Below are 22,975 nucleotides of genomic sequence, written 5' to 3'. Positions count from 1 at the left end.
GGCATTTTCGCTGGGCGGCCTCTCATTTGTTTTGATGAATCCCGTCCCGACCGAACAGCGAATCGATTTTGGCCACATCCTCGTCGTATTTCTTGTGCGTCGTATCGATCAGCCGTTCGAATACCCCGTCCAGGCTGCAGCGCAGATGATTCAGCGCTTCGGCGGTAATGCCGCCGGGGACCGCGACACGGTCCTGCAGCTGCTGCGGCGTAAATTCGCCTTCGGTGAGCAGCTTTCCCGTCCCAAGAAGCATCTCGCCCGCCAGCTTTCCTGCAAGTGTACGGTCGATCCCGGTCGCTTCGGCGGCAGCTTCAATCCATCGTTCGATAAAATAGCTCAGGAAAGCCGGGCCGCAGCTGGAAAAATCGGAGGAGATGCGGGTATGATGCTCATATATTTCCACCGGAATGCCTATATGGGACATCAGCTTGAGCAGCTTCGCTCTGTCATCGGCCCCCAGCCGGCTGCCAAGTACGCAGAGAGAGGTTCCGCTGTATACACTGTGCGTAATGCTGGGAATGATCTTGGCGATTTTAGACGGCAGGGCGCTCTCCAGGTGGTGAATTTGAACCGGACTTGTAATGGACACGACGATCTGTTCGCTGTGGAGACAATGGCCGATTTCATCGGTCAGCGCTTTAAACTCCATCGGCTTGACGCATAAGAATAAAATATCGCTGCGGGACGCAGTCTCACTATTGCTGCCCGCCAGCGTAATTCCGGGGTGAAGCTGCGCGAGACGGGCCAGCTTCTGCGGACTGCGGTTACTCGCAATCACGTCGCCGGCCAAAAGCCCCCCGGAAGAAAGAAAGGCGTCGATCAACAGGCCGCCCATGCTGCCCGTTCCGATAAAACCCACTTTCATCCTGTGGTTCCTCCTTTCGCGCTTGCTCTTACAGTAATGCTCTTCGTTATATGTATGCGTTACAGGCATGACCACATGACTGATTTTAGGTGATGTACGGAAAATAGGCTCAGATAAATTGGAAAATTATAGATAAAGGAGAAGCCGGCATGAACAAGATAAGTGTAATTGGCGCGATTGCCGCAGCGTTAATCGGAGGCGGCTTAATCTGGACCGCCGGAAACGGGGATAAGCAAGGAATCGCCGGATGGGAAACGTTGAACGTTCAGATGGCAAAGGCGGTTGAAAGCGGGCAGACGGCGGCTGCGGGCGGCAGCCCTGCGCAAGATCGCCGAAACGAGGCTGCTCGTGAGCCGGATAAAATAACAGAAGCAGCGGAAGCGGAGGGCAGCTCCATCCGAAAAAGCGGAGGCTCTGAAGCTGCCGTCTCGCGGGAGACCGCTAAAGCGGCGGCCGGCCCGGATGGAGATGGCGCGGGAAATGCGGCCGCAGACGAGTCTAAGCAAAGCGGCAGCCCGGTGACAAAGGATAGCTTCAAAGATCAAGCTGGCGCTTCCCGGGCCCCGGCGGCTGGTGCTCCGCCTCCGGAGGAGGGGAAGGTCAATGTCAACACGGCGGGAATCTCCGAATTGACCGCCTTGCCCGGCATCGGCGAAAAGAAAGCGCAGGCGATTCTCGATTACCGCAATCTGCATGGGGCGTTCCGCAGCGCTTCCGACTTGGGAAAAGTAAAAGGAATCGGTCCGAAGATGCTGGAGAAGCTGAGGCCCTATGTTTTATTTTGATAAAACAAGCATTATACTTGGCAGTATTAGCGGAAGCTGCGGCAGGGAGCCAGTTGATAGTTGTTATATTGCCCGGTCGCGAGGATATGCTACAATAGTTAACAACGATTTTGGAGAGAATGGGGAACGATCATGACCATTGCCTATCGCAAAGATTGGGATACGTATTTTATGGACATCGCCTTTATGGTCTCGACCCGTTCGCGCTGTCCGCGCCGTCACGTCGGCGCTGTGCTTGTCCAGGGCAAGAAGCTGCTCGGCACCGCCTATAATGGCGCTCCGATGGGGGTGCCGGATTGCTCTGAAGCGGGCTGCATGATCTCCGAGCAGTATGAGCTGGAGGTTGTGGACGGGGCGGAGACGATGGTTAAGAAGCAGCGCTGCATCCGCACGATTCATGCAGAGCAGAATCTGCTGCTTTTTACGGACCGAATTGACCGGGAAGGCAGCACCGTATATGTAACCGACGAACCCTGCTGGACCTGCGCGAATATGCTCGCCAACAGCGGCGTCGCCGAGATTGTCTATCACCGGAGCTATCCGAAGGACACAGAAAAGGTCCGGTTGATGATGGCATCCAAAGGCATCCAGTTTCGCCGGCTGGAAGGATATGAGCCTCCTCGTGAAACGGTTCTGGATGTACAGGGTTAAAGCAGAAACGTTATTTTAGCGTATCATGGAACAAATGAGGAGGAAGAACCTCTGTCTGCGCATTTATGCGTGAACAGGGGTTCTTTTTTATTTGAGCTAGCGGTTGATGGCGGTTCGCCCCTTGCGGGGCGGCATTTTTCCAGGAGAAGAAGGGATGTTAATGAGAAGAAGACCGCTGCTCTACTTGGTCATCTGCTGGGTGATCGGAAATGGAGCCGCAAGTATACTGCCGACAGAAAGGGTGTTCATAGCTTGGGCTGGAGCGTCGCTGGTGTTTGCGGCCGCCATCCTGCCAGGGAGGTGGAGCCGGAAGCATCTGGTCCTGCTGTGGATGGCCCTTACCGTGGGCGGGGCGTACTGGGAATGGAATGATCTGCGCAATGAAAGCGTCCTTCCAGAGGCGCTCGGACTGCCTTCCGCACGGCTGGAAGAACTGGCGGTACATGCGGAAGGAACAATCGTATCAACCGTGGAACGGGATGGGGACCGGGTTGATTTTACGGTTAAATTGGAGACAATCCGGCCATCCGGCGCGGAGGGCGATTCTCTGCCGACTGATAAAGAGAGCAAGTCCGGTTCGCTTCATAATGGCGGAACAAGCGCCACCGCCGGGGCTGCTGTCCAATCGGCACATGGGGAGAAAATCGCCGTGCAGCTGAAGCTGCAGGCCGAGCAGGAGATTGCTACCGCAGCCTTTTGGAGAAGAGGAGACCGTATAGCGCTGAACGGCAGCCTTGCGTCTCCCTCGGGCGCCCGCAATTTTGGCGGGTTCGATTACCGCGAATATTTGCGGAATCGGCATATTCACTGGATGCTGAAAGTTGCCGGGACCGGGCAAGTCGAAGCGGCGCCGCCGGAAGCCCGGAGCCTCCTGAAGCTTCTTCGCTGGAACGACGCGGTCAGAGCGGAACTGGGAGCGGAGCTGGAATCTCTGTTCCGGGAGAAGGACGCCGGCTATTTAAAGGGGCTCATTATCGGAATGCAGGACGAGCTTGATCCGGAGATGTACCGGCAGTTCTCCAGGCTCGGACTTACGCACATTCTTGCTATTTCCGGGATGCATGTCGCCGTGTACGCGGGCTTTCTGCTGTTCGTTCTGACACGAATGAAGCTCACCAAGGAGACGGCGCTGACGGTGACGCTGCTGCTCATCCCGGCGTATGTGCTTCTCTCCGGCGCAGGACCTTCCGTCGTTCGGGCAGGACTTATGAGCATGATCGCCTTATATGCGGCGCGTATGGGAGTGCTGAAGGACGGCATGCATATTTTAAGCGTGTCCGCTCTGTTGATGCTGATATGGGAGCCGTACTTTTTGCTTAACGTCAGCTTTCAGTTGTCTTTCCTCGTTACGGCCGGACTGATGGTGTATGTCCCGCTGGCGTCGCCGCTCGTTTCCTTTCTGTCCCGCAGACTCGGAAGCGCGGTAGCAGTTACGCTGGTGGCGCAGCTTGTATCGTTTCCGCTGACGATTTACTACTTCAACCAGTTCGCCGCTCTGTCGTTTGCGGCCAATCTGCTGCTCGTTCCCTTTATCACCTTTGCCGTGCTGCCCACAGGGACGGCCGCGCTTCTGCTCGGCAAGGTGTGGCCTGCCTGTGCAGGGGCTTTGGCCCATGTCGTTGAAATTATGAATGATGCCACATTTGGCGCGGTGGAGTGGACCGGCCGTTACGCGGGGATTACGATCTGGAGCTCGCCGTCTCTTTTATGGATCGGATTGTATTATGTGCTGCTATACGGCTTGCTGCGAGTCTTGAAGCATCACGCCGATACGCGGCATGCGCCGCTGTATGCGGATGATGAGACAAGGCCGCTTGAAGGGCTGCGGCCGCATTCCAAGCCGCGTCGGTCCGGCGCTGCTCATCCGGGAGATCGTCAGCGGACAAGAACGCTGACTCGCTGCCGGATTGCCGCTGCGGTGCTGGCCGGGGGGCTCGGATTGCTGCTGTATCTGGGATACCGCCCGGAGCGGCTGTCGCCCGAAGGCTCCGTCAGCTTTCTTGATGTAGGGCAGGGCGACAGCATCTTGATTACCACTCCTGGAGGCGCCCATATTCTGGTAGATGGCGGAGGAACAGTGAGCTTTGGAAAAAGGGAAGAATGGCGCATCCGCCGCAGTCCCTATGAAGTTGGAGCCAAGACGCTTGTCCCTCTGCTCAAAAAGCGCGGCATACACCGGCTGGACGCGGTTATTTTGTCACACGGGGATCAAGACCATGCGGGCGGTCTTCAGGCCGTGCTGGAGGAAATCCCGGTCTCGGCGCTGCTGTTCAACGGAACGCTTGCGCAGCGGGAGGAATATGTCAAGCTGATGAAGACGGCAGTGGAGCGCGGCGTCAGGCTGTACGGTGTTCATCGGGGGATGGCGCTATCTCCGGACGATTCTTCGAAGCTGTCCTTTTTGTCGCCCAAACCGGTGAAGCAGGACGGAGAAGAAATTCCGGTTCCGGTTCTGGAAGAACAGAATCCGGCATCCGTCGTATTTCGTCTGGACATGAGCGGGAGGAGCTTCTTGTTTACAGGAGATATAGACAGCAAGACCGAGGAGAGGATAGCGGCGGCTAACGAAGCGGAGGGAATCCCCGGCTCATCTGCCGTCGACGTGCTGAAAGCCGCTCACCACGGCAGCAAAACCTCAAACGGAGCAGCTTGGCTGCAGTACTGGAAGCCTTCCGCCGCAGTAGTCTCTGTAGGTGCTAATAATCTGTATGGTCATCCAAGCGGCGAGGTCTTGGCCCGCTTCATTGACAGAGGCATGCTGGTATATCGTACCGATCAGCAAGGTGAGATCCAAATGCGGATACGGCATGGGGGAATTCAGGTTAGGCATAAACTTTAAGCTGTTAGCGAGCCGGGTCATTCGTGAAACGTCAATCCTCTCGGAATTGCCTATGTAAGCATTTTACAAAAATGCTCTGTTGAAATGCTTACGTCTTCGATGGTCATCCTTATCGTATGGAGAGCCATGAACAGCCATCATGAACGGAAAAAGCGGGCTAATCGACAAAACCGGCAAATGGACTGTGAAGCCCCAGTACAATAAAGACGCCGGCTTTAGCGGGAGCTTCGAGAACGGGTATACCCTCTTTTTCCGGAACAGCGGAACAGTTATAAACAGTCGAGGTGAGGTTGGACGCCCATGCTGCCAACGCGGCACCATCAGATGATGAAATAAAGTTATTTCAGGATAGACTGACGATACAGCATTAAGCTAACGGGCAGGATTCATTCAGCAGAAGCGGTGATTGGGTAAAAAAACGAAACTGGAGTTGACCGAGGAAGAACAGGAAGAACTCGCCTTCGTACTCAGACTATATGAAGAACAGGGCCTTAACGAGCAATCGTCAAGACCCTGTTCTTTGTCTATGCCAAACTTTCTCTTGCTGCCATTCATGGAATTCAGCCGAGCACATTGGAGCTCGCGATCGAACCGCGAAGCTCCTGAACATCCAGCATCGGTGGCCGACCGTACATACGGGCATATTCCCGGCTGAACTGGGACGGGCTCTTCTAGCCTACGCGGAAGGCCGCATCCGAAACTTGTACGGTTTCCGTCAGCATTAAGCGCCGGGCTTCTTGCAAACGCACCATTTTCTGGTATTGCAATGGGCTCATCGCCGTGACGCGTTTGAAATGTTTATGAAATGCCGACGTGCTCATGTTTACGGACTTTGCAAGCTGCTCGATGACGAGCGGACGGTCGTATTGCCGGTTAATCAACTGGATCGCTTGAGCGATGTTGTGCGCTTGGCTGCCAATGATCGCGAATTGATGGATGCGCGCGCCTTGTTCGCCTTGAAGCACTCGATACAGAATTTCGCGGATGACAAGAGGCGCCAGAATCGGAACGTCCTCCGGCTCGTTCAGCAACTGCATGAGCCGTACGATGGCTTCGAGTAATGCGGGAGTCATTCGGTTCACGGTTATGCCGCGACAGTCTTCCACGGGAACGAAACCGGGGCGATTCGTCTCTTTCACGATGTCCAGGATGACGTCGGGATCAAAGCTCAGTTTCAAACTTAAATAGGGGATCTCTGTTCATTGTTGTTAAGCCAATAGGGATTTTTTTCGTTAAGTAATCACGAGTCCGCCATCAATCGCGATGATCTGGCCAGTGATCCAGTTCGCCTCTGGATCTGCTAAATTCAATATCCAGCGGGCGACATCATTTGGCACACCACGTCGACCAAGCGGGATCGCCCTGCGTTCCTGTTCCTTCACAGCGGTGATCTCTTTATCAGAGAGCCCCATACGCTCGCGCAGGAACTCCGTTTCAACAGGTCCGGATGCGACCGCATTGACCCGGATACCCTTAGGTGCAAGTTCAAGTGCCCAACAGCGAGTTAGATGCTCCAATGCAGCTTTACTCGCTGCGTAGAGCGAAAGGTCAGCGGCCGCTTTACTTCCATAGGTACTTGATAAATTAACGATCGATCCACCCGTTTTGGCTAATTGAGGAATGGCTGCGGACGCAAGCAGCGTCGGACCTGCAACGTTAACAGCGAAGATATCCGAGATCGATTTTGCGTTTGTCTCGACGAGTGGCTGGATAACACCACTACCCGCATTGTTGACGACGATATCGATTCTTCCCCAATAGTCCATCGCTGCTGCAACCGTTCGAGTAGCGGCCTCGGGATCACTTGAATCTGCTACCAAGCCTTGCAAGTTCGAGCTGCCTGCTGTGACAGAATCAAGCTGAGCTTTTCTCCTTCCGGTTATAAGCACGTTTGCTCCATGATCAATGAACTTCCTTGCCGCTGCGAGACCAATCCCCGAGCCGCCGCCAGTAATAATCACGACCTTGTCTTTAAATCTCATATTTATCTTCACCTTTGCGAAAAAATATTATATTAAGCAATTAATAATTAATCAATGGAGGATTAGACTGCTAAATTAGTTTCTTCAGCAGCCCCTATTCGACCGATTACAGGGTTTGCTTAACAGATTCGGAAGTAACTTCAAGGACTCTGCTGAGCCATGGGAATTTCTCTTTCATCAAATCATATTCCTCACCGCTTTCAAGGAATTTGGCTGTTCCTTCAACAAGAAAACCCGTTCCCATGCTTCTGTATCCCATGACTTCTCTGCTTCCCAATGTGACCTTAATTTTGTCGTTTTGCTCAACATTCTCTTGTGTTTTACGCATACCAGCAGCCGGAATAAGTATCTTATTGTCTCTAATAACTAAGTAAGAATTCCATGTATTAGATACATGAGCTCCATCACTGCCACACGTTACAAGGGAAACAACCCCTTCATGAGAAATGACATCAAGAAATTTTTCGCTTATCATTTTCATTCTCCTTTAATTAAATTTTTCTTCATTATCATAATGCCAAACCGTCTCTAATAAAACATCCAATTTTAAAAATATTATAGGATACACTTGGATCTGCTAAATTTGTTGACATATTAATTTAGTAAGTGTAGTATCAAACTGGTATTATGTATTTTGCCAAATAGAAAGATATCATAGGATACAGTTGGAGGTACTGCCATGATTAATCTCGATAACAATGCGGATTTACCGCTCTATATGCAAATTTACGATCAGCTTAAACAGGAAATCATTAACGGGATTTTACCTGAAGGCTCAAGGCTTCCATCTACACGTCATCTCGCTCAAACACTGGAAGTTGGCAGAAATACCGTTGAATATGCTTATTTACAGCTTTCTTCGGAAGGTTATGTAGTCAGCAGGGTTGGAAGTGGATTTATTGTTCAAAACTTAAATGGTCTGACCTGTCTTACATACGAAGAAAATGGTAACAAGCCTGTAAGAAGTTCAAAACCTGAAAGTAGTTCGTCGGATATATATCCGTATAATTTCCAGTACGGACATCTGAGTGCACAAGATTTTCCGTTAAATATATGGAGAAAAATGTCAAAAAAGGCTTTGACAACCTTAACCGCTGAAGACTTGACTGCGTATTGCGATAAAAAAGGGGAATTGGAATTAAGATGTGATTTATCCGATTACTTGCGAAAATCCAGAGGAGTTTCCTGCAGTGCGGAACAAATCATTCTATGTTCCGGTCTTGAATATGCATTGTCCTTACTGTGTCAGCTGCTGCGTGATAAAACAACTCAAATCGCATTAGAGGAACCCGGTTACATCGGTGCAAAGAATATATTTACGAATAACGGATTCCAGGTTTCACCTATCCGCATTGAAAAAGACGGACTAAATACTTATGAACTGGAAAACTCATCTGCTGGAGCTGTCTACGTCACACCTTCTCATCAATTTCCAACTGGTGTCGTAACATCGATACAAAAAAGGCAACTCCTGCTGGACTGGGCCAAACGAAAAAATGGGCTCATTATTGAAGACGATTACGACAGCGAACTCCGCTACAATTGTAGACCCATTCCATCCATCATCAGTATAGCCGGTAATGAAAATGTAGTTTATATCGGTACCTTTTCAAAAGCATTATCCCCCAGCTTGCGTGTAAGCTACATGGTATTACCACAAAAGCTGCTGGACCTGCACCATAAAAAATTTAAAATGTACCAAACTCCGGTTTCTTTACTGGAGCAAAGAATCATCCAGGAATTAATACGCTCCAGGTATTGGGAAAACCACTTGAGGAAAACATGTGTAGTATACAAAAAAAAGCACGATTTACTGATTCGATCAATTTCAGAAGCAATGGGTAACATAGTAAAAATTCACGGTAAGAATGCCGGCTTGCACATTTTATTGGAATCATCACAGGGATTAACAGAGAAAGAAATGATTGAAAGAGCAAAAGAAAATGGTGTTCTGGTTCTTCCTGTATCAACATTTTGGTCAAATCCCGATAACTACTCCAATAACATGGTATTATTGGGCTTTGGAAACTTATCCGAAAATGACATTATTCAAGGAATAAAGAAATTAGCACAAGCATGGGGAGCGTGAAAATGCCTCTGACCTTATCCAATTTGGGAGAACTTTCTTTTGAAAGTACATATGTCTCTAGTACTTCATCAGTCTTTAAATTGTGGATATAAGCGTTTCAGTTTGATTCGGGCGTCTTCCGTGGTGAATTGCCAGTCTACTCCCTTTTGAGACGCATTGCGTCCCGCTTCCCATGCGGTAAGTTCATGGGCCAAATCTTCTAAAGAAGGAATCCGGCGTCCCAGACACTGGCGGGTCATGACACTGAGTTCGATTTCGGCCACATTAAGCCAACTACCGTGTTTTGGTGTGTAATGGATTTCCAGGCGTTTCGCCAGACGCAAAGCCACTTCCGGTTCGAATGCCTGGTACAGGGAGGCGATAGAATGCGTGTTCAGGTTATCCATCACGAGGCGCACTTTCGGAGCCTCCGGGTAATGAACATCCAACAGATCGCGGACTTGTTCCGCCCATTCCACCCGCGTGCGCTGTGGACGAACACTCACATGTCGCCAGCCCGCAAGTGGTTCCGTAAAAATGAAAATGCTGCACGTTCCATTGCGCCGTACTCCGCATCTTCTCGCAGCGGTTTAGCGGGTTTCATCGGAATGGGCACCCGGGTTTCATCCAGAAGCTGGTACGGTTTTTCGTCCATGCAGATGACGGGACAAGCCGGATCGTAAGGCAGTCGATACACTTCCAATACATCTTCCATGGTGGCAACGAACGCGGCATTTTGCTTTGGCGGAATGCACCAGCATTTACGAAGATGAGGCTTGAGCTCGTTTTTTTAAAATTTTATCTACCGTGTCATAGGAAAGACTTTCGATGTAGTTCAGTTCAACGGCTTTGTCGGCCAGCATCCGCAAGGACCAGCGGCTCTTTCCTTCGGGCGGTGGACTGCAACTGAGTGCAATGATTTGGGCTTCCAGTTCGCCTGTAACTTTGGGAGGATTCGGTGGGGTTAACCGCTTTTTTCGCTCAAGCGTGGCCTGAAGGCCTTGCTCGGCAAACCGTTTTCGAACGAGATGGACCGTGTTGGTATGCACGTTTGAGCGTTCGGCGATTTCCACATCCGAAAGTTTACCGCCTGGCCGATTTTCATCGGCCCACAGCAGAATTTGGGCTCGCCGCAACGCGCGCGCCGTCGACTTTCCTTGGCTACACATACGTTTCAGTTCCTCTTGTTGTTCAGCGTTTAGACTTACGATATAGTCTCGTTTTTTCATCGGCTCGACCTCTTTTACTTTGACTATATCATAGATTCCATGATTTAACTGCTTTTAGACTGATGAAGTACTAGTTTTCTGAAAATAAATATAGCAGGCATATTTTTCTTTATCTTTCTTTGATGAAATCCTCTCATTATCGTCGTATGATTAAGCAAAAATAATTAAAGCCTTCATCGCCAGTATCCAATATGGCCATGGAGGCTTCAACATTTTTATTCAAGAAAAATTTACTTTTATGTTGACTGTTCAAGCTTTTTTCCAACAGCTGCAAGATAAATCACAAATTCTTCATCCGCATCTAATCATCTAGCATCTTCTGATCGTATATGCCAATCGCGCAAGTTCCTGCCCCTACAGATTCGCTGGCTAAATATAAGTTTTGATATACATGACAACATCTATCAAAATCTTTTTGTGCGCAGTAATATCGAATTTCCATTCAGACCGATATGGAGTACTACTCCATACAAAAAGTGCTGCTGCCTTTTTAGCGAGATTAGGAACATATGGTTGTTCCAATGGTAAGTGCATCTATTTTTCTTTCTATTTCATCTAGGGCCTGTACGCAAACCTATTTGAGCCATAAACGAATGGAAAGCAACGTCAAAAAAGCGATGAACATATTCGCTGTTTTTTCATAGCGGGTCGCCAGTCTTCGATAGTTTTTCACTTTGTTGAAAAAGCATTCGATTAAGTGTCGCTCTTTATACGCTTCAGAATCTAACGGACGCTTTACCCGCCGATTGCGTTTGCTTGGGATCACCGGAGTGATCGCTCGGCTTTGCAAAAGCTCCAGAATGGCGTTCGTATCGTAGGCGCGATCAGCCAACACTTCGCCCGGGCAGAAGTCCAATTCATGAAGAAGTCGATAGCCGGTGACCGAATCGTGGTCTTGTCCTGGCGTCAATTCGAAACGCAGCGGATAGCCGAGCGCGTCCACCATCGCATGAATTTTAGTGGTTAATCCTCCGCTCGAACGCCCGATGGCCTGCCGGTCCTGCCCCCTTTTGCGCCCGCTCCATGTTGATGGACGCGGACGATGGTGGCATCGACCATCACTTGCTCCCAATCCGGTTCGATGGCGACATGCTTCAATATTTCATCCCAAAGGTTTGCTTTCTGCAATCGCCAGAAAAAACTGTAGGCGGAAGACCAAGGGCCATAATAACCCGGTAAATCTCGCCATGGCGCTCCCGTTCGAGCTACCCAGAGCACCGCATTGAGCATCTGGCGCCGATCCTTAGGCGGACGTCCTCCTTGTTTTTTTCGGGCCGGGGGCAACAGGGGTTCAAGTATATTCCATTCTTCATCCGTTAACTCGTATCTTCGTCTCATGTTCCTTATTTTACTAGATTTCTACGAGTTGTACAGTTTGCGTACAGGCCCTAGTTCAAATAAAAAAACCAATTTGTGTTCTATCGGGAGGTATCTGTAAATGCCACTGCATAATCCCTTCACTCTCATAATAAATAGGTTTCGAAGGTATATGTTGCTCCGCTGCACGGGACAGTTATCAATTTAAGCCCGGATTTATTTGTGCCGGAAACACCTTGAGTTGCCCATAACAAGTATGATAATTCTTCAAGACACATTGATTCCTCTGAAGTAGAACCTCGTTTCGCCTCTGTTTAATACATTCATAGATATTATTATTTTCTAAAATATCACCATTAATTTCGGGGAGTGTGATAATAGTATCTGCATTAGGATCATGCGGCTTTATGGATGGCGGCTGTGGTATTCCCTTTGATTTATCGGTTTTTATTTTTTTGGCTCTGTTGATTTTTGAGCAAAAGAAAACCGCCTTTGGGTTAGGCGGTAATTCTGATTGAACTAACGTTCTCAGTTAGTTCAAAAAACAATGTAACATTGATAGCTCTTGTTATACATAAAGTAAATTCATCTTTCCGTTATCAGCTTACAGAAAAATTACTTTTCCAATTCACTCCTTATTATCCCTTCAAAAGTCGCAGCAAACGATTGAAAATTTCTGCGGCATCGCCGCAGCCATAAGGATAATTCCCGATCATCTTGTTCGGAAATGTTCAAGACAACTTGGTCGGCCTAACCATAATTTCGCTGATTAGGGTGTCATCAGGTTCATTAATGGCAAACGCGATGGCTCTAGCAATACTGTAAGGAGAAATCCCTTTGCCGCTTAGTTGATTGGCTATCGTCTGCACTTCCGGGCTAGTAATGCTATCAAAAAGTTCGGTATTCGTCAGACCTGGTGCAATCACGGTAGATCTAATACGCGAAGCCGAAGACTCTTCCAAGCGCAGTCCTTCCGAAATAGCTCTAACTGCGAACTTTGTGGCCGCATATACGGCTGATGTCGGGGACACATCATAACCGGAGGTAGAGGATAGGTTGATGATATGACCGGACTGCTGCTCCCGCATGGTAGGCAATACCGCAGCGATACCATATAAAACGCCTTTGATGTTCACATCGATCATTTGATCCCATTCTTCTACTCTTAATTCATTCAGCCTGGAACTCGGCATGACCCCTGCATTGTTCACCAATACATCAATCCGGCCATACACACTTAAGGTAAACTTGGCCAAATTCTGCATATCTTCGGCAGAAACGACGTCTGCTTTTACAGAAACGGCCTCGCCGCCACCCTGTTTAATTTCATTAGCAATCGCATGCAGACGTTCCTCTCTTCTGGCAGCCAATACCACCTTTGCGCCATTTTGTGCCAACAACTTCGCTGTAGCTTCTCCTATTCCGCTAGAGGCTCCCGTTATAATCACGACATTATCTCGTATATTTTCCATTGTTAGATGCTCCTTGACCTAAAATTTTTCTTTGAAACGTGTGTTGAATATTTAACGGCCGTTGATTAATATTATAGACAGAAGCACCGATTACTCAATGGTTAATTGATGCGTATTTGTTTTATATAAAACAACACACTCAGAATTGTTGATTAGCTGAAGGAGGTAACGAATGAAATGGAAAACGCTGTTAAAATCGACCGGCGCATTCTCCGAACCAAGCAGTCCATAACGAAGTCGTTTCTGGAGCTTTTTTCGGAAAAAGAGTTTGAACAAATCACGATTAACGAGATAGCGGAGCGTGCCAATGTTAACCGCGGCACCGTTTACCTGCATTACAGTGACAAATACGACCTTTTGGACAAATGCATTGAAGATCACATCAACGAATTGATCTCATTGTGCAAGAAACGGGAGGCCAATCCGGGTAGCCAAGGAATGGTACAGGAGCCCAAACCGGTTTTTGATTATTTACGTGACAATTTCCCGTTTTTCTCTGCTATGTTTTCCAATCAAAGAGCCTTTCTATTTCGGGAACGATTGCTAAATTTTATCTCAGTCAATCTTATGGATAAAATGGAAAGGCCGCTCCAGAACATTTTAAGCTCAGAAAAATTGGATTTCAAAAATTTTCTTTGTTCCCCGTATCGTAACATGAATTTTCCTTCTTTCTGCTTGATGCATACAAACTCTTCTGCAATGTAAACTTTTTCTCTTTACCTTCATGGCATAATAAAAACTGGCTCAATTTTTAAGAGCAATTTTTGAATTTCTCTCAGATACAGTTGGAGTGTTATTTATGTTGACGATATCAAATCCCCTCTCTATTATAATTTCTGGAAGATTAACAGCTGGGTAAATTATTATTCTTTCTCTGTTTTTAATATTTTTAGTGTTGGAAATTCGCCTTGACGGTTCACCATGAACCCTTCCATGGTCCATGAAAAGGAGAGACCTTCCCCTTTGAGGAGGAAGGTCATTTTTAATGTGATCGCGTGCCCAGATAAGCACGCATCTTCTAGCCGGTGAAAGTCCGGTCACGGGAGGGACCAAGCCCCCGTGTAGCTAGGATACCTGCGTATGGCGAAATCTGTGCGTAGAAGCGTATCGACGAAAGTACTTGTCAGAGACAAGGCGAGCAACATACCAGGCCGTAACATAAAGTGAATCCTGCCGCGTCGTCAAAAAGGCCTCGCAAGAGGGACAAGAGGAAGCCGAGTCTCGGATCATTGGACGAAGGCCACGGAAGCTGTTTAGAACTTGGAGCGACAGCGAAGAATCCTCCGGCGTATGGGGAGCGGCATGGTCTGAAAGAGGATGCAGTGAACTGGGGATACCCTCCCCTGCACAGAGTTTTTTTTTTGAAACACCGTAAAGAGACGCTCTATAAGCTCAACAGGTGAAGTGAGTGGTCTGCAGGAAGGGAGTCCGAGGGGTTCATAGTACCGAAGAATCGCAGGACAACACAACCTGCGGGAGGGAAGGCGCCCTGCTTTGTTCAGGTTTCACAAGGAGGTACGAGTCAGTGAATGCCAAACGGCTAACAACACCAAAGGAAAACGTTCAACAACTCCAAATGAAACTAGGTCATGCGGCCAAGGAAAACAAGAAACGCAGATTTCACGCGCTGTATGACAAGGTATACCGGATGGACATCTTGCGGGAAGCATGGCGGAGAGTACGGGTCAACAAGGGAGCGGCAGGCGTGGACGGAGAGACGCTGGCGGACATTGAAATGTACGGTGAGCAGCTATTCCTGCACGAGTGTGAGCAGCTTTTGAAAGACGGCAAGTATCATCCTCAACCAGTGCGGCGGCAGTACATCCCGAAGAAGGATGGCAAAATGAGGCCGCTTGGCATCCCCACTGTCCGGGATCGGGTCATACAAATGGCAGTGAAGCTGGTCATGGAACCCATCTTTGAAGCGGATTTTCAAGACTCCTCTTTTGGATTTCGACCGAAGCGGAGCGCCAAGCAGGCGCTGGAACGCATTCGGAAAGCCTGTAACCGGAAAGGCAATTGGGTGGTCGACGTCGACATCCAAGGCTACTTTGACAACATCAATCAGGAGAAGCTTATGAAGCTGGTAGAAATGCGAATCAGCGACAGACGTGTACTAAAACTGGTGAGGAAGTGGCTGAAGGCTGGGGTTCTGGAAGAAGGAAGCGTCCGGCGCTCAGACCTTGGAACACCGCAAGGCGGAGTCATTTCGCCGCTTCTAGCGAATATCTACCTGAATTACTTCGACAACCTGTGGGAGCGTCACGGCAGCGGGATTGGAGAACTTACCCGGTATGCGGACGACCTGGTCGTAGTGTGCAAGACGAAGAAGGAAGCGGACCGTGCGTACGCTCTCATTCAAGCGATCATGGAGCGACTGGACCTGACCTTGCACAGGGCGAAGACACGGGTTGTCGGACTATGGACTGGCGAGGAAGGATTCGACTTCCTGGGGCTGCACCACCGAAAGACAAAGGCAGAGACCTCGCAAGGGAAGGTGTACTATACGACCCAGCAGTGGCTAACCCGGAAAGCGGAAGAACGCATACGGGAAGTAGTAAAGGAGCGGTTGGCTCCGCCGGCCATGCGTCATAAGTCGCTTAACGATCATGTGGCATGGCTAAATCCGAAGATACAGGGGTGGCGCAACTACTACTACACGCCTTACAGCCAGCAGAAGCTTGCGAAACTGGATTGGTACATTCTCCAGCGACTTGCCCGGTGGTATGCCAAGAAACGCCAGCGCAACAGGTGGATGAGTTTAGTACGAGAAGTGAACATCTTAGCTCAAACGATGGGACTTAAAACGCTCTTGTGATCTGCATGCCCATGAATGACGAACATCGGAAAGCCGTATGAGGGAAAACCTCATGTACGGTTTGATGAGGAGGGGCTGAAAATTTCTTCAGCCCTTTACTCTAGAGCTTGAATCCGGCTACTGAATGTAATACAGATTGCTGCTCTTGCCGCCGTTTTCACGCCACCGCTGCTCCTTGCGCAAACGTCCGCTCTTTTCAAGGTCGGCTATGGCGCGCTTGACCGTGCTGCGGGATAGCTTGAGCTCTCTGGCGATGGTACCATTTGCCGGATAGCATTTGCCGTCTTTGTCGGTGCGGTCATGCAGGTACATATAGACAGTCCTCGCCCGGTGGGGCAGTTCCGAGGTATAAACGGATGTAAAGTAGCCCACAGCTTCATCTCCTTTCCGGTTCCCGCTTTTGCACGAACTGTTCAAAGGTGATTGCGTGCGCGGGCGTAGCACCGGTCCGCCCGACGCAGTTGTTTCTGTTTCGGCTTCCTCCACCTTGCGCCTGTCGGCATACTCCACCTCTCTGGCCGATTGCTCGGCGATCTCATACGGCTACCGAAGGAAATGCCCATTCCGTGAACAGCTTCAGCCGGGTGCGCATCGGATAGCACCGGTCTTGGTGACGATAAAGCGACCTTTGGGCATGGATTTTATTCGTCGGGGGTCATCAGGGGACGCTCGATCATCAGCAGACTCTGCGACGGATCATTTTTGCTCCGGCTGACCGAACCGCTCATGACGGTCTGGCTCCCCATGGCTTTCGATAAAATCTACGCCGAATCGCTGTTGGGGGCGAATCCGCCGAACATGGCCACCGCTTTAGTTGCCGTACATAAACCATATATTCACGACAATCGAAGTCATTGGTCAGCTATAAAAAAAGGCCCGTCCTGCAACGCTGCAAGCGGACCTTTTCCGTTATTGGGTGATAAGCACCGCATTTTTACCATACTTAGTTTGTCGGGAATGAGATAATATTCTTGTCAAAATCGGAAATGGGATAAAGTTCTTGTCATTCAAATTTGACATTATCTCATAAAATAAAAAAGCCGCGATCTTTGCGGCAATCAATGAGATAATGTTCTTGTCAACCGACATGGGTTAATGCAGCAATTTCTAGAACCTCTTGTGTAGTATCGTTTAACCCTTCCATTGCGCCAATTACTTTTGCAAAGCCATATACCTTCAAAAAGTGATTAATTCGCTTTGCATCCCCTGCACAATAAGAAATCATTGAACTAAGAACATTATTGATCGTATCCATTTCGCACATCCAGTCTTCAAAATTATTTTAATTATTTCTTTCCTTTCGCTGAAATATGATTGATGTCAATTTGAAAAACCCTGGTACTGCTGCCTGCTTTTCTTATATTTTCCATTCCAGATTCCATAAAATCACTTGAAAATTTCTCCAAGAGCAGCTTGAAAATTTCCACTTTTCCGTCTTCATAAACTTCCTTAACAGTACCAAAAATGATTACACTTTTAAATTTTGTTGTAAATTTATCTGGAATTGCTTCCACATCAGTTACGACGCAAAAAGACACATGATTGTTATGCTTTATATTGTCCAATTTATGTCCTGTGAGAGCTGAATGAAAATAGATGTTGTTGTCTGAATAAACGAAACTTATTGGCACACCATAGGGAATCCCATCCTCACCTATAGTGGATAACACACCATAAGGAGCGGCATTCAGAATTTGAATCATTTCCTCATCTGAAAGCAACTTGTCCTTTCTCCTCATTTCCCTATACATAATAAATCACTCACTCCTTTCCAAATCTTTTTCTAAAATCACTTCTTTTCTGGAATTGCCAATGTGAAGTGAACAAATAATTCTTCATATCCCTCTACCGGTATCCAGCCCCGGACTTTATCTTCTGCTGTTCGGTCAAGTTGGGCCGTCTGTGTTTTCAGCATAACATTCGCCATACAACCTTTATGCGATTCCGGAGCTCCTACTCTTGCACATACGATACCTTCTGTAAATCCTTTTTGCTCCGCTGTCTTATTGGATGCAAGAACAACGTGTTTTTTATTTATCAGGCGTGCAATTCCTGGAAATCCATCCCACATTTGATGAAAAGAATGAATAACCGCCTCGTCCACTTGTATGTCTTTGTTCATCTGCTTATATCCCCTTCCACATTGTTTTAATAATGTATCAATGGTCGATAGAGTACTATATTTCGTCTTATTCAAAACCTCTGCGTATCTTTGTCAGGCGAAAATCAGCTATTTACTGGTGCAATTTGTAGTCATAACAAATACGGTAAAGCTCAATGATCTCCTCATATGTTGGTATTCTGGAATTATTCCCAGGGCTGCCGCTGTTAATCGCATCAATTTCCATTTTAATCAAGAGATTCTTCAAAAATTTCTTATCAATCCCCCAGCTTTTTAAATTAGGAATATTGAGCTTTTCGCATTATTTTTTTGGTATTTCAAACACATGCATCGTATTCCTCCTCGTATAGTAGTTATTGAAGCTTTAAAAATTTAATATATAATATAATCGTCATTGCCTGAAGAGCCGATTTATTAAATAACGATGGATACAGTTCGAAAAAGAGGTGCCCCATGCTGATATTAGATAAGAATTCCAAAACACCATTGTATATGCAGATATACAGCCAATTGAGAGATAAAATAACTTCTTGAGAATTAGAAGAAGTTGCCTTCCACCAGGACACTTGCAAAAACAATGCTGGTTGGCAGAAATACTGTTGAAAGTGCATATCAGCAACTTTGTTCAGAAGGATACGTTCAAAGTAGAATTGGCAGTGGTTATATAGTGCATAAAATAGAACTGAAAAGCAACAACAGTCCACACAACTACTTTGACTATATCATAGATTCCATGATTTAACTGCTTTTAGACTGATGAAGTACTAGTACCTCTTTTAATTAACATAAAGCTGACCATCCTGTATGTCCCCCCAAAAGAACAAGAAATTGATTTGGACAACCTAGCTCGACATATCGTACCGATGGTGAACGAGGCGTTAAAACCACCAACCGGGAACTGGTTTGACGAAACTGCTTGTCCCAAGGGGTATCCCAAACATTCCATTATACAGTATCAAATCATCAAATTACCGCGTTCCGAACATGACCCGGAAAACGGGGTGGCTCGCCTTGTTCTGGGAGAATACGAAAAGTATAACAACCTGTGGAGAGAGATGGACAGGTTGATCAATACCTGGGCCGCAAAGTAATGTGGTAACGAGTCGGGATGGCACTGGTTCTCATACCCGGCCTTAAGTCGGGGGACAAGAATATATTTATAACCTTATACGGACAAACAGGTTAGTTTCCTTGCTAAGCCACTTAAAGTTTGTAAAGTTTTCAGGAAACAGGGATTGTTGTCATCAATGTAGAAAACAAATAGGAATTGGATTACAAAGACAGAAAAGGGTAACAGGCATGGCACCCGATTATTTTAGCGATAGGGGACTTGGAAAAAAGGAATTAAAATCAGAGGAAATAACACTATCCGTTTATAACGGAATAGTTTGCGTTTTTAAGAAATTTGAGAAGAACTTCTCGCAAGAGTTTTCCGATACCTGTCCGACAACGGAATGGTTTGTGGTACAGATCATCGGCTACTTAATGCTGCCATTAAAGCGCAAATTCCTGAGATGGAAATGCCTGTTGACGTTAAATGGGACGATAGAGACGACATGGATAAGTATGCATTATTGGACTTCATTGAATTTTGCTATTCTTACATTGTCGATATAAAAGAGGATGACTATCATAGCTATTTCCGGCATTATCACATTTGGTTCCCGAAAACGAAAAGTGAGCGAGAAAGATTTCGTACCGAAGTTAATCAGATTCTTGCGCGGAACGGTATTGTTTTTTATCTCGATACCGACGGTATAATAAAACGCCAATTACCAACGCAGTTGGACGCAGTTCTCCAGAACCTTAACATAAAATCAAAGGACAATGACCTCAACGAATTAGTTAATGCTGCTGTTGAGAATATTCGCAAGCCGAAGGAGTTTGACCGACAAATTGCACTTGAGAAAATTTGGGATGCTTTTGAACGCATAAAGACGTTTTATAATCCAAGCAACAAGAAAGCTTCTGCGACTACATTAGTAACAAATGTAGCAGGTAACACCCAGCAATTTGAAACGCTTCTTGATAGCGAATTTATTGCGCTTACATCAATCGGAAACAATTATCAGATTAGGCACTTTGAAACAGGAAAAATAAAAATAACATCAATGAAACAGATTGATTACTTGTTTTACCGTATGATTGCCTTGATTGACCTTTGCATGGATAAAGTGAATACCGAAAAATAAAATAGCTCAATAAAAAACATACTGTCGGATGAAAGAACATTTCCCATTAAAAGTCGCTGAAATGGCGGCTTTTCTCATTCATAGGATCAAGTTCTTGTCACTTTGTCGATGACAAAACTGATTTCATTCTATTTCATTCCCGATGAGTGACAATAATATAGTTCCATTTCCAATAAGGTTCATGTTAGGGGGATAAAGCTGGATGCAAGAATTGCCCCTGCTGGTACTTAGCTTTAGTCGAACTAAGACCACAGCACGTTGCCGCGGGAGCGTCGAATAAGGTAGTTGAACTCCCTCGGGCAGTTTAGTTTAAAAATCGTGGAAAAGATTCAGCACACCTTCCAGGACAATGTTTCGCAGGAATGTTGTGGTATTTCGTTATTTTCTGGAGTATTATCCTTGTCCTCGTATCTGCTGGCCTTTGCACCGCATCAATTACCTTATGGACCGTCAGCGCGGTCCGAAAGTCGGGTGCCTCCGCAAATCTGCGTAGATTTGCTTGTAGATACTTTTAACGTTGAAAGAGAGACCGGAGGTTATGACTAAGATATAATTCGATTTACGATCACAAATTGCTGTATAAATGCTCTGAATTCAGCCTCTTCTGTTGGATAACTTCAATATTACCTTAACCGATATCTGATTCGAATTCTAACGCTCCTTTATAATTTTATTGTTGCTAGAACATAGTTTTGTTTTAAAACTGCATATATACTTTTTATGCATTTATTAGAACGAAGAGAGTTTATTTTTCGTTATTGTGGGAACCCAAAGTTCTTTCCAGAACTAACAGTTAAAACTTCAAGATAAATTACTCAAAAAAATCGTGCATTTTTATGTCCATTAATATGTTGATTTTACAATTAACAGAAACCTTGATATACAATTCCATGAACGGTTCGTTGAAATGTAGAAAGGAACTAGCAACTATTTACTTTCGGTGGCGTCTAATTGAATATTCCAATTCCAAAAAAAACCATATAGAAGGAGATTATTTCTTATGCGTGCCTACCGAAACCTGTTTACTGGTAAAAAGAATATGATAACTACGGTAACCATCGGCCTGCTTACCCTATCCGCGCTGCTTGGATTCGGAAACCGGACGGCCTATGCCGATAATTGGGAGCTGTTCGATCAGGGCGAGCACCTGCTGCTCCCCGAAGGCCCAATCGTGCAGGACGGTGCGGTAATGGTGCCGGTCCGTCCTATTGTGGAAAGGTTCGGGTATGGATTCACTTCGGTGACCGCCTCAGAGGTTATCCTGAAGAATGGCAAGGGGTCCAGCCTGTCCGTTAAACCGGGAGCTGATAAGGCCGTTTTCAACGGGAAAGTTAAGACTTTGGAACAAAAGCCGCGTTATATTAACGGAAATCTATTCATCCCCTTGTCCCTAGCTGGAGAATTAAGTGGCAGCGGCTATTCAATAGTGTCCGACACGAACCTCATCCAGCTCCGTCCTGTAGAGGGAGATGCCGGGGAGAAGCTGAACAGCCAGTATTGGTACAGTTTCAGAACAACTGAAGGTACGGTTGCTGTGAATAGTCTGGGCCAAGAAATGCTCAGCACTTCCTATACGGAAAACCTGGATTTTGGCTATGAAGAGCTGATTCCGGTAAAAAAGAACGGGATCAGCGCCGGTTACATGAACCGGGCCGGGGAGCTGGCCTTCGCCGCTTCTCACTATCAACTGGGGCAGTTTAATGAAGGGCTGGCCACTTTTAAGGATCTGGTGACGATGAAAGGCGGTGGTATCCAAGCACGGATGGGCTATCTGAACCGTACCGGGCGGATCGTAATTCCGGCGGTATATGAGCGAGCCTATAATTTCTCGGATGGGCTGGCCAAGGTCGTTAGAGGCGATAAAACCTATTATATTGACCATAACGGAAAAACAGCCATTCCCGTAATTTCAGGTATCCAGAGCTCCGATTCCTTTTCCGAAGGAAAAGCAGCGGTCAGCGTACTGGTCAAGACTGGTGGCAAGATTACAACCAAAACCGGGTTTATCAACACCAAAGGGCAGTGGGCGCTGAAACCCGTTTTTGATTGGGCAGGCCCCTTCTCGGACGGTATTGCAGTAGCCAGCATGAACGGAAAAAGCGGGCTAATCGACAAAACCGGCAAATGGATTGTGAAGCCCCAGTACGGTAAAGACGCCGGCTTTGGCGGGATCTTCGAGAACGGGTATATCCTCTTTGTCCGGAGGAGCGGAAACAGTTATAAACAGTGGCTGATGGATACAAAGGGGAAGCTAACGGCTGTCCCCGGCGCTGATCATATTGGCACCTATAGCGAAGGATTGGTACCTTATGAGGCCAATAATCTTTACGGATACAAAAATCTGGCCGGGGACGTTATCATCAAACCTCAATTCGCTTGGGTAGAGGGTTTTCGCGGGGGGGCAGCCAGGACCCATATCTTTAATCAAGACAACACGCATACCTCTTTGCTGATCGATAAAACAGGGAAGATTCTGTGGCCAGAGGCCAATTATTAGGCCGCTTCAAGAATATTGTATTTATCTTTGCTCAATGTTAATTTAAATAATAGAGATGCATACAAAGGAGCATAAACCTAATCATGTGGATTACTCTGTAAAGATTAACAATTCAAAAGGATGCCTGTAATAGTGACC

Annotated in this window: 18 protein-coding genes and 3 pseudogenes; 9 read left to right on the top strand and 12 right to left on the bottom strand. The window is 47.1% G+C overall.

The window, feature by feature from the left end:
- Nucleotides 1-22 precede the first annotated feature (22 nt).
- Entirely contained in the window at nt 23-865 is an 843-nt protein-coding gene (comER, locus tag VK70_RS15610) for a late competence protein ComER (RefSeq protein ID WP_025698527.1), read from the bottom strand.
- A 149-nt stretch (nt 866-1,014) separates the two neighbouring features.
- Here comER and VK70_RS15605 point away from each other — a divergent pair, with 149 nt between their 5' ends.
- The 3 genes from VK70_RS15605 (at nt 1,015) to VK70_RS15595 (ending at nt 5,140) form a co-directional block, all read left to right on the top strand.
- Nucleotides 1,015-1,650 (top strand): ComEA family DNA-binding protein, encoded by a 636-nt coding sequence (locus VK70_RS15605; RefSeq protein WP_025698528.1) that lies wholly within the window; start codon nt 1,015-1,017, stop codon nt 1,648-1,650.
- Nucleotides 1,651-1,782: 132 nt separating this feature from the next.
- Nucleotides 1,783-2,301, top strand: a complete 519-nt coding sequence (locus tag VK70_RS15600; RefSeq protein WP_025698530.1) for a deoxycytidylate deaminase — start codon at nt 1,783-1,785, stop codon at nt 2,299-2,301.
- Between the two features lie 160 nt (nt 2,302-2,461).
- Nucleotides 2,462-5,140 (top strand): ComEC/Rec2 family competence protein, encoded by a 2,679-nt coding sequence (locus tag VK70_RS15595; RefSeq protein WP_081754979.1) that lies wholly within the window; start codon nt 2,462-2,464, stop codon nt 5,138-5,140.
- 560 nt (nt 5,141-5,700) lie between these two features.
- Here the strand turns inward: VK70_RS15595 and VK70_RS28950 are convergent.
- The 3 genes and pseudogenes from VK70_RS28950 to VK70_RS15580 all read right to left on the bottom strand — a co-directional run.
- Nucleotides 5,701-6,336, bottom strand: a pseudogene (locus VK70_RS28950) (AraC family transcriptional regulator); the annotation flags it as partial.
- A 36-nt stretch (nt 6,337-6,372) separates the two neighbouring features.
- Nucleotides 6,373-7,122 (bottom strand): SDR family NAD(P)-dependent oxidoreductase, encoded by a 750-nt coding sequence (locus VK70_RS15585; protein ID WP_025698534.1) that lies wholly within the window; start codon nt 7,120-7,122, stop codon nt 6,373-6,375.
- A 106-nt stretch (nt 7,123-7,228) separates the two neighbouring features.
- On the bottom strand, nt 7,229-7,597 hold the full coding sequence (locus VK70_RS15580) for a pyridoxamine 5'-phosphate oxidase family protein (RefSeq protein WP_025691578.1): 369 nt from the start codon (nt 7,595-7,597) through the stop codon (nt 7,229-7,231).
- 204 nt (nt 7,598-7,801) lie between these two features.
- Here VK70_RS15580 and pdxR point away from each other — a divergent pair, with 204 nt between their 5' ends.
- Nucleotides 7,802-9,211, top strand: a complete 1,410-nt coding sequence (gene pdxR / locus VK70_RS15575; RefSeq protein WP_025691579.1) for a MocR-like pyridoxine biosynthesis transcription factor PdxR — start codon at nt 7,802-7,804, stop codon at nt 9,209-9,211.
- A gap of 68 nt (nt 9,212-9,279) precedes the next feature.
- Here the strand turns inward: pdxR and VK70_RS27930 are convergent.
- The 3 genes and pseudogenes from VK70_RS27930 to VK70_RS15550 all read right to left on the bottom strand — a co-directional run bounded on the left by VK70_RS27930 (nt 9,280) and on the right by VK70_RS15550 (nt 13,208).
- Nucleotides 9,280-10,419: pseudogene (locus VK70_RS27930) on the bottom strand (IS630 family transposase).
- Between the two features lie 574 nt (nt 10,420-10,993).
- Nucleotides 10,994-11,757 (bottom strand): annotated as a pseudogene (locus VK70_RS27925) (IS5 family transposase).
- 710 nt (nt 11,758-12,467) lie between these two features.
- Nucleotides 12,468-13,208 (bottom strand): SDR family oxidoreductase, encoded by a 741-nt coding sequence (locus VK70_RS15550; RefSeq protein ID WP_025694101.1) that lies wholly within the window; start codon nt 13,206-13,208, stop codon nt 12,468-12,470.
- Nucleotides 13,209-13,385: 177 nt separating this feature from the next.
- On the opposite strand from VK70_RS15550, the gene VK70_RS15545 reads away from it, so the two are divergent.
- The gene (locus VK70_RS15545) at nt 13,386-13,913 is read left to right on the top strand and encodes a TetR/AcrR family transcriptional regulator (protein WP_025694100.1); all 528 of its coding nucleotides are present in this window, start codon (nt 13,386-13,388) and stop codon (nt 13,911-13,913) included.
- A 39-nt stretch (nt 13,914-13,952) separates the two neighbouring features.
- On the opposite strand, the gene VK70_RS27920 is transcribed toward VK70_RS15545, so the two are convergent.
- On the bottom strand, nt 13,953-14,249 hold the full coding sequence (locus VK70_RS27920) for a hypothetical protein (protein ID WP_158454073.1): 297 nt from the start codon (nt 14,247-14,249) through the stop codon (nt 13,953-13,955).
- A 484-nt stretch (nt 14,250-14,733) separates the two neighbouring features.
- Here VK70_RS27920 and ltrA point away from each other — a divergent pair, with 484 nt between their 5' ends.
- Nucleotides 14,734-16,026 (top strand): group II intron reverse transcriptase/maturase, encoded by a 1,293-nt coding sequence (ltrA, locus tag VK70_RS15540; protein WP_046723481.1) that lies wholly within the window; start codon nt 14,734-14,736, stop codon nt 16,024-16,026.
- Nucleotides 16,027-16,143: 117 nt separating this feature from the next.
- Here ltrA and VK70_RS15535 read toward each other — a convergent pair whose 3' ends face one another.
- The 4 genes from VK70_RS15535 to VK70_RS15520 all read right to left on the bottom strand — a co-directional run bounded on the left by VK70_RS15535 (nt 16,144) and on the right by VK70_RS15520 (nt 18,148).
- Entirely contained in the window at nt 16,144-16,398 is a 255-nt protein-coding gene (locus VK70_RS15535) for a helix-turn-helix domain-containing protein (RefSeq protein ID WP_025696343.1), read from the bottom strand.
- Between the two features lie 706 nt (nt 16,399-17,104).
- Nucleotides 17,105-17,281: a hypothetical protein gene (locus VK70_RS27295; protein WP_179945317.1), complete on the bottom strand. Its 177-nt coding sequence runs from the start codon at nt 17,279-17,281 to the stop codon at nt 17,105-17,107.
- Between the two features lie 31 nt (nt 17,282-17,312).
- Nucleotides 17,313-17,747: a pyridoxamine 5'-phosphate oxidase family protein gene (locus tag VK70_RS15525; protein ID WP_201778731.1), complete on the bottom strand. Its 435-nt coding sequence runs from the start codon at nt 17,745-17,747 to the stop codon at nt 17,313-17,315.
- Between the two features lie 68 nt (nt 17,748-17,815).
- The gene (locus VK70_RS15520) at nt 17,816-18,148 is read right to left on the bottom strand and encodes a hypothetical protein (protein ID WP_036641082.1); all 333 of its coding nucleotides are present in this window, start codon (nt 18,146-18,148) and stop codon (nt 17,816-17,818) included.
- A gap of 547 nt (nt 18,149-18,695) precedes the next feature.
- Here VK70_RS15520 and VK70_RS29560 point away from each other — a divergent pair.
- From VK70_RS29560 to VK70_RS15505, 3 genes are all read left to right on the top strand, one after another.
- Nucleotides 18,696-18,890 carry a GntR family transcriptional regulator gene (locus VK70_RS29560; protein ID WP_411431679.1) on the top strand — a complete coding sequence of 65 codons (195 nt, stop codon included), beginning with the start codon at nt 18,696-18,698 and terminating at the stop codon, nt 18,888-18,890.
- Between the two features lie 814 nt (nt 18,891-19,704).
- Nucleotides 19,705-20,340: a hypothetical protein gene (locus VK70_RS15510; RefSeq protein ID WP_155986931.1), complete on the top strand. Its 636-nt coding sequence runs from the start codon at nt 19,705-19,707 to the stop codon at nt 20,338-20,340.
- Nucleotides 20,341-21,340: 1,000 nt separating this feature from the next.
- The gene (locus VK70_RS15505; RefSeq protein WP_025696355.1) at nt 21,341-22,837 is read left to right on the top strand and encodes a WG repeat-containing protein; all 1,497 of its coding nucleotides are present in this window, start codon (nt 21,341-21,343) and stop codon (nt 22,835-22,837) included.
- Nucleotides 22,838-22,975: the final 138 nt, after the last annotated feature.

The organism is Paenibacillus durus ATCC 35681 (assembly GCF_000993825.1).
GTDB classification, from domain to species: Bacteria; Bacillota; Bacilli; order Paenibacillales; family Paenibacillaceae; genus Paenibacillus_AQ; species Paenibacillus_AQ durus_B.
The sequence above is the reverse complement of the archived record's forward strand: the minus strand, read 5'-3'. Positions and strand labels throughout refer to the sequence as shown.

Bases quoted from the DNA above. Each gene is read 5' to 3' on its own strand.
- VK70_RS15595 (WP_081754979.1), top strand. From the start codon at position 2,462: ATGAGAAGAAGACCGCTGCTCTACTTGGTCATCTGCTGGGTGATCGGA.
- VK70_RS27295 (WP_179945317.1), bottom strand. From the start codon at position 17,281: ATGGATACGATCAATAATGTTCTTAGTTCAATGATTTCTTATTGTGCA.
- VK70_RS15545 (WP_025694100.1), top strand. From the start codon at position 13,386: ATGGAAAACGCTGTTAAAATCGACCGGCGCATTCTCCGAACCAAGCAG.
- VK70_RS15580 (WP_025691578.1), bottom strand. From the start codon at position 7,597: ATGATAAGCGAAAAATTTCTTGATGTCATTTCTCATGAAGGGGTTGTT.
- VK70_RS15505 (WP_025696355.1), top strand. From the start codon at position 21,341: ATGCGTGCCTACCGAAACCTGTTTACTGGTAAAAAGAATATGATAACT.
- VK70_RS15585 (WP_025698534.1), bottom strand. From the start codon at position 7,122: ATGAGATTTAAAGACAAGGTCGTGATTATTACTGGCGGCGGCTCGGGG.
- comER (WP_025698527.1), bottom strand. From the start codon at position 865: ATGAAAGTGGGTTTTATCGGAACGGGCAGCATGGGCGGCCTGTTGATC.
- VK70_RS15600 (WP_025698530.1), top strand. From the start codon at position 1,783: ATGACCATTGCCTATCGCAAAGATTGGGATACGTATTTTATGGACATC.
- pdxR (WP_025691579.1), top strand. From the start codon at position 7,802: ATGATTAATCTCGATAACAATGCGGATTTACCGCTCTATATGCAAATT.
- VK70_RS15510 (WP_155986931.1), top strand. From the start codon at position 19,705: ATGGATAAGTATGCATTATTGGACTTCATTGAATTTTGCTATTCTTAC.
- VK70_RS15520 (WP_036641082.1), bottom strand. From the start codon at position 18,148: ATGAACAAAGACATACAAGTGGACGAGGCGGTTATTCATTCTTTTCAT.
- VK70_RS15550 (WP_025694101.1), bottom strand. From the start codon at position 13,208: ATGGAAAATATACGAGATAATGTCGTGATTATAACGGGAGCCTCTAGC.
- VK70_RS15605 (WP_025698528.1), top strand. From the start codon at position 1,015: ATGAACAAGATAAGTGTAATTGGCGCGATTGCCGCAGCGTTAATCGGA.